Source organism: Klebsiella sp., assembly GCF_027492335.1.
Taxonomy (GTDB): Bacteria; Pseudomonadota; Gammaproteobacteria; order Enterobacterales; family Enterobacteriaceae; genus Klebsiella; species Klebsiella huaxiensis.
This window is the reverse complement of the sequence record NZ_JAPUEW010000097.1, coordinates 32077-34550: the sequence shown is the minus strand read 5'-3', so window position 1 is coordinate 34550 and position 2474 is coordinate 32077. Positions and strand designations below refer to the sequence as shown.

At 51.6% G+C, this 2474-nt stretch carries 5 protein-coding genes; all 5 read left to right on the top strand.

All coding sequences use genetic code 11. The features are described from left to right. Positions 1-92, top strand: a 92-nt coding sequence (locus tag QVF11_RS27110; RefSeq protein ID WP_001676084.1) for an EF-Tu C-terminal domain-related protein, incomplete at its 5' end; no start/stop codon positions are given. 232 nt (positions 93-324) lie between these two features. Further along, positions 325-708, top strand: coding sequence for a preprotein translocase subunit SecE (gene secE, locus QVF11_RS27105; RefSeq protein WP_004097638.1), 384 nt, complete (start codon positions 325-327; stop codon positions 706-708). 1 nt (position 709) lies between these two features. Further along, the gene (gene nusG / locus QVF11_RS27100) at positions 710-1255 is read left to right on the top strand and encodes a transcription termination/antitermination protein NusG (protein ID WP_002438628.1); all 546 of its coding nucleotides are present in this window, start codon (positions 710-712) and stop codon (positions 1253-1255) included. Positions 1256-1409: 154 nt separating this feature from the next. Further along, positions 1410-1838, top strand: coding sequence for a 50S ribosomal protein L11 (rplK, locus tag QVF11_RS27095; protein ID WP_004097640.1), 429 nt, complete (start codon positions 1410-1412; stop codon positions 1836-1838). Positions 1839-1841: 3 nt separating this feature from the next. Beyond that, positions 1842-2474, top strand: a 633-nt coding sequence (gene rplA, locus QVF11_RS27090; RefSeq protein ID WP_287860841.1) for a 50S ribosomal protein L1, incomplete at its 3' end; no start/stop codon positions are given.

Genomic DNA, 2474 nt, shown 5'->3' with positions numbered 1-2474 from the left:
ACCCGATCGCAATGGACGACGGTCTGCGTTTCGCAATCCGTGAAGGCGGCCGTACCGTTGGCGCGGGCGTTGTTGCTAAAGTTCTCGGCTAATCACTGATAACATTTGACGCAATGCGCAATAAAAGGGCATCATTTGATGCCCTTTTTGCACGCTTTCACACCAGAACCTGGCTCATCAGTGATTTTTTGAGCCATAATCATTGCTGAGACAGGCTCTGAAGAGGGCGTTAAGTCCGAAACGCAACAGAGCATTTCGGTTTGGTCGCCTCGCAATTCATGCGGGGTGAAGATAGTTGTCTGAATTCTTGTGACAGGTTGGTTTATGAGTGCGAATACCGAAGCTCAAGGGAGCGGGCGCGGCCTCGAAGCGATGAAGTGGACGATCGTTGTCGTGCTGCTGGTTGTGGCCATCGTCGGCAACTTCCTTTATCGTGACATTATGCTGGCAGTGCGTGCGCTGGCAGTCGTTATTCTGATCGCTGCAGCAGGTGGTGTCGCGCTGTTAACTACGAAAGGTAAGGCTACAGTCGCTTTCGCTCGTGAAGCGAGAACTGAAGTGCGTAAGGTTATTTGGCCTACCCGCCAGGAAACGCTGCACACTACGCTGATTGTTGCCGCAGTGACTGCTGTAATGTCGCTGATCCTATGGGGACTGGATGGTATTCTGGTTCGCCTGGTATCCTTTATCACTGGCCTGAGGTTCTGAGATGTCTGAAGCTCCTAAAAAGCGCTGGTACGTCGTTCAGGCGTTTTCCGGTTTTGAAGGTCGCGTAGCTACCTCGTTGCGTGAACATATCAAGCTACACAATATGGAAGAGTTGTTTGGTGAAGTCATGGTTCCGACCGAAGAAGTGGTCGAAATCCGTGGTGGCCAGCGTCGCAAAAGCGAGCGCAAATTCTTCCCTGGCTACGTTCTGGTCCAGATGGTGATGAACGACGCGAGCTGGCACCTGGTGCGCAGCGTACCACGCGTGATGGGCTTTATCGGCGGTACTTCTGACCGTCCGGCTCCAATCAGCGATAAAGAAGTGGACGCGATTATGAACCGTCTGCAGCAGGTCGGCGATAAACCGCGGCCGAAAACGCTGTTTGAACCGGGTGAAATGGTACGTGTTAGCGATGGTCCGTTTGCAGACTTTAACGGCGTGGTTGAAGAAGTTGACTACGAGAAGTCTCGCCTGAAAGTCTCTGTTTCTATCTTTGGCCGCGCAACTCCGGTTGAGCTGGACTTTGCCCAGGTAGAAAAAGCCTAACGACCGATCAAAAAAGCAACGCTTTAATCGTTGCAAGGGGCGCGAAATTGACATACAATTTCGCGCCTTTTGTTTTTATGGGCCTTGTGCCCATAAAGCGATATTTATCACGGGGAGCCTTTTGAAGGCGCTACACCCAAACGAGGAAATTTAAATGGCTAAGAAAGTACAAGCCTACGTCAAGCTGCAGGTTGCAGCTGGTATGGCAAACCCGAGTCCGCCGGTTGGTCCAGCACTGGGTCAGCAAGGTGTGAACATCATGGAATTCTGCAAAGCGTTCAACGCAAAAACTGAATCCCTGGAAAAAGGTCTGCCGATCCCGGTTGTTATTACCGTTTACGCTGACCGTTCTTTCACTTTCGTTACCAAAACCCCGCCAGCAGCAGTTCTGCTGAAAAAAGCGGCTGGTATTAAGTCTGGTTCCGGTAAGCCGAACAAAGACAAAGTTGGTAAAATTTCCCGCGCTCAGCTGCAGGAAATCGCGCAGACCAAAGCTGCCGACATGACTGGTTCCGACATTGAAGCGATGACCCGCTCCATTGAAGGTACTGCACGTTCCATGGGCCTGGTAGTGGAGGACTAAGAAATGGCTAAACTGACCAAGCGCATGTCCGTGATTCGTGACAAAGTTGATGCGACCAAACAGTACGACATCAACGAAGCCATCACTCTGCTGAAAGAACTGGCTACCGCTAAGTTCGTTGAAAGCGTTGATGTTGCCGTTAACCTCGGCATCGACGCTCGTAAATCTGACCAGAACGTCCGTGGCGCAACTGTACTGCCGCACGGTACTGGCCGTTCAGTTCGCGTAGCCGTATTTGCCCAGGGCCCGAACGCTGAAGCAGCTAAAGCTGCTGGCGCAGAGCTGGTAGGTATGGAAGATCTGGCTGACCAGATCAAAAAAGGCGAAATGAACTTTGACGTTGTTATTGCCTCCCCGGATGCAATGCGCGTTGTTGGCCAGCTGGGCCAGGTTCTGGGCCCGCGCGGCCTGATGCCAAACCCGAAAGTTGGTACCGTAACTCCGAACGTTGCTGAAGCGGTTAAGAACGCTAAAGCAGGTCAGGTTCGTTACCGTAACGACAAAAACGGCATCATCCATACTACCATCGGTAAAGTGGATTTTGACGCTGATAAACTGAAAGAAAACCTGGAAGCTCTGCTGGTTGCGCTGAAAAAAGCAAAACCGACTCAGGCTAAAGGCGTGTACATCAAGAAA